Below are 3,953 nucleotides of genomic sequence, written 5' to 3' on the forward strand. Positions count from 1 at the left end.
ATTCCTAATCCCAGTTAAATTTCATTCCTAAATATTCTTCTAGTCTGTGGTTATGAATTTGGAAATAATCATTTAAATTCCTACGAATTGATTCATCAATAGGAGAATAATTTCCCATATTATAATTTTTGTACTCCGAGAGTTGATATTCTGGCAAATCTAAAAAATTCAAAACCTTCCTCATAGTAACTTCTGGACAAACATAAAAATCTTCACTTTTCAAAATTAGAAATTGCTCCCGTGGAAATAAACTCATCCATTCCTGAAAAAATTCAACATATACTCCTCGTGCTAAATAATTTAATTCCTTCATCCAATAATTAACTTTTTCAGGAGCTTTCGTTAGCTGCTCTAAATCTAATTGAATTGCCTCCTCAAAAGATCGATTTTCCCAGTTTAATCGTAGCCATTGATAATATTGAGATATAGCTCTATCCACAGGATTTCTTAAAAGTATAATTAACTTAACTTTAGGGAGAACTTGAAAAATTCTTCTCGCAGCATTTGGATAATCAAAATAACTAGGACTAGCTTCCCCTGTCAGAAAATTTTTCCCTTCTGAAATTACTGGAAAATGAGCTAAATACCAATTTATCGACTCATTAAACTTCCAAGACCAAAAATCCATTTCTTTTTTTATCGGAGGAATAATTTGTGGATGTTGAATCAGATAACTATAAAGGGAAGTAGTACCTCCTTTATGGACTCCAATAATGATAAAATTCGGTCCTTGTACTTGTTCTAAATTCCATGGTTGGGATATTAATTCAGGGTATAATTTCTGAGTTTGCTTATAACAAGCAGTTTGATAATAAGGTATAGCTTCTTCAATTTTATTCAAACGAGTTAAAGCCTCTCCTATATTTAAGTAAGACCAAAAAGAATCAGGATGAGATTTTTGAAATTTCTGGAAAAAAGTTAGTATTTCTAACAGTTTATCTTCTCTCGCAAAAGCTTCCCATATATTGTAATAAAACCACCAAGATAGGTCTGGATTAATTTCAATGGCTTGACGATAAGCTAGAGCTGCTTCATCCCATTTTTGTTGTCGAGTTAAGGCAATACCTAAATTATAATAAGACTTACTATTTGGATTCAACTCTATTTTTTGTCGGAGTTCTAAAATTTCTTGGGATAGCTGGTTTTTTTGATCTAAAACTTGTTGTAGCTTATGGTAAATGTCTAAGTCATCTTGATTAATCTCTAGAGCTATTTTATAAAAAATAATCGCCCCATTATTCTTATCTGCCTTAGCTAAATTATTTGCTATTTCTACAAATAAATTTGGATTATCTTGTGAAAATTCCAGTAATTTATCATAAATAGGATATTGCCCTTGATGCTGAATAGCTTGATGATAATCCTGAATTGCTGCATCTAGATTTGAATTATATTTTTGCTCTATAGCATCTCCTAATTTAGTGTAAATTCCTGGAGATTCTGGCTGTAACTTAACCACATAAATATAGTTATATATCGCTTCATCCCGTTTTTTTAACTCTACTAAAGCATTGCCTAAATTGTAGTAAGACCAAGAAAAATTTCGATCAATTTTAATTGCATTTTTATACGAATTAACAGCATCTTGCCATCTTTGTAATTTGCTTAAAGCATCTCCTAAATTATAATGAGACCAAGAAAAATTATTGTTTAATTCTATAGCAAGGTTGTAAAAAATTATAGCTTCATCCCAGATTTCTTGTTGATGTAAAACTTGTGCTAAATGATAGTAATACCAAGAAAAATTAGGTTTTAGTATCATAGCTTGACGGTAGTTTTCAATTGCTAATTCCCATTTTTTCTGTTCAGCATATATAGCGCCAAGTTTGGCATACTCTTCAGGTGTATTCGGATTTAAGTTGGTGCTTGATGACATAAAAGTTGGTAATAAGTAATTGACACATTTATAGCAATCGAACGAAAGGTGGCAGACATATTAAAAACTTCAAACTAAAACAACGCAATATTTTTTCCTTCTCTCCTAAATAACTAAACGTCTTCTTGATTTTTTCTTCTTTATAATACTTGCAATTTACCGTAATTTAAGGAATGGTAACTTTCTATATAATATTCCCCAAAAAATTTCGACTAAAGTAATCTTAATCGTAACTGATTATCCGAATAAAATATTTGTGAAATAAGGAAATAGGGAATAGAGAAAAATCATCAATCACTTTGAGAAACAAGACTTGATATAATAATCTATCTATAACTATAAGAATATTTTTTTCATTGGTAATGCACTTATTTAAACTTGATACAAACTCTAGGGTAGCAAGGCTAAAATAATTATGGCTTGCTGAATAAAATTGTAATCAATAACAATTCAGGTTTCCAGGGTTAAATATTGCTGAAAAAGTGCAAGGTTTTTAGCTCTTTTGGTCTTAAAATGCTTATATTTTTCCCTGAAAATGCGGAAAATTTGGCCGTAGCAGATAGTCTAGACTGTTGCCAGATGAGCAGTGTTAACAATTGGTTGAGATTAATAAAACATAAAGTGGTAGGTTGTTGACTTTCCCGATCTACTTTTTTTTCCTTCCTCTTTCCTCCTCCTTCTTCCTTATTTTTTTTGTCAAAAATTTACTCAATTCTGACATAATAACTCTGACAAAATGAGATAATAGTTAATATAGCAGTCGAAGCAAAGGTTAGGACAGATCGAGAGCTTAAAACTAAGACAATATAATACTTTTCCTTCTTCCTTCTTCCTTCTTCTTTCTTCCTTCTGCCATAACACAAAATATTCTAGGAATTCAATGGGTATATCTATAGAAGTTGACAACACAACCTTTGCCACCGAAGTCTTAAAAAATTCCCATCAAAAACCTGTTTTAGTAGACTTCTATGCTACTTGGTGCGGCCCGTGTAAAATGCTCAAACCAATCTTAGAAAAGTTGGTTCAAGAATATGACTTTATCTTAGCTAAAGTTGATGTAGACCAGAATCCCGAATTAGCTCAAACTTATGGTGTAGAGGGAGTACCAGACGTTAAAATCGTAACTCAAGGAGAAGTTAAACCAGGTTTTGTGGGAGTTCTTTCAGAGCCAAAACTACGAAACTTTCTAGGTGAACTTAACCTTAAATCAGAACTAGAAACAGAGCTAGAAACACTACGGAACTTGACAAAATCTGGTGAATTAAAACAAGCAAAAAATCTTTTAGACCAGCTTTTTCAAAAATATCCTAGTAATATTAGTTTAATCATAGAAGCTGCGAAATTTTTAGTCAGCTTAAATCGATTAGAAGAAGCTGAAAAACTAATAAAAACTATTGGAGAAAATAACCGAGAGTTTTATCCCCAAATACAAGCAGTAAAAGGACTAATTCACTTTAAACAAGAAGCAGAAAATCCTGGTGATAGTGAACTAGATAAAATGTATGCTCAGGCTTGTAGTTTAACACTATCAGCTAACTATGAAGAAGCACTAAAATTATTTTTAGATATAGTCACCAGGAATCGTAAATATAAAAATGATGGTGCACGCAAAGCAATGCTAGCAATATTTAATATCTTAGGAGATGATAACTCTACCAGTAAAGAATATCGCAAGCAACTATTATTAAACTTGTACTAAAAGTAGTTCTTAATTATTAAATAGCTATCAGCTATTAACCCTTAGAATCTGGTTATATAGTTATGTTCATAATTCTATAATTAGGGTTTGCGTATGGAAAGTCTTTTTGCTCTTTGTAGGAGTCAGGAGTCAGGAGTCAGGAGTCAGGAGGAATGGGGAATTTAGAGGAGGCAGTAAGAAGAATTATCCATTGATTTTTCTGCCATACTCAGCTCAAAATCCTAATTTTTTAGTCGCTCCAGCTAAAAGAGTTGCACTTTTTCCGGACTTAAAAAGGCGAAAACCTTTGCCAGTAAACGTTTTGACATTTAATCAGCAAGCCCTAATTACTTCAATATTTAATCTCCCCCACTCCCCCACTCCCCCACTCCCTCGCTC

3 protein-coding genes are annotated in these 3,953 nt (G+C 32.2%); 2 read left to right on the forward strand and 1 reads right to left on the reverse strand.

Annotated elements, in window-relative coordinates:
* Positions 1-4: 4 nt before the first annotated feature.
* Positions 5-1,876, reverse strand: a complete 1,872-nt coding sequence (locus AC3DU7_RS27630; protein WP_488042466.1) for a tetratricopeptide repeat-containing sulfotransferase family protein — start codon at positions 1,874-1,876, stop codon at positions 5-7.
* Between the two features lie 880 nt (positions 1,877-2,756).
* On the opposite strand from AC3DU7_RS27630, the gene AC3DU7_RS27635 reads away from it, so the two are divergent.
* Positions 2,757-3,575: a tetratricopeptide repeat protein gene (locus AC3DU7_RS27635; protein WP_488042467.1), complete on the forward strand. Its 819-nt coding sequence runs from the start codon at positions 2,757-2,759 to the stop codon at positions 3,573-3,575.
* A 106-nt stretch (positions 3,576-3,681) separates the two neighbouring features.
* Positions 3,682-3,953: hypothetical protein (locus tag AC3DU7_RS27640; protein WP_488042468.1), on the forward strand; the 272-nt coding region annotated here is incomplete at its 3' end.

Source organism: Okeania sp., from assembly GCF_983059655.1.

Bases quoted from the DNA above. Each gene is read 5' to 3' on its own strand.
- AC3DU7_RS27630 (WP_488042466.1), bottom strand. From the start codon at position 1,876: ATGTCATCAAGCACCAACTTAAATCCGAATACACCTGAAGAGTATGCC.
- AC3DU7_RS27635 (WP_488042467.1), top strand. From the start codon at position 2,757: ATGGGTATATCTATAGAAGTTGACAACACAACCTTTGCCACCGAAGTC.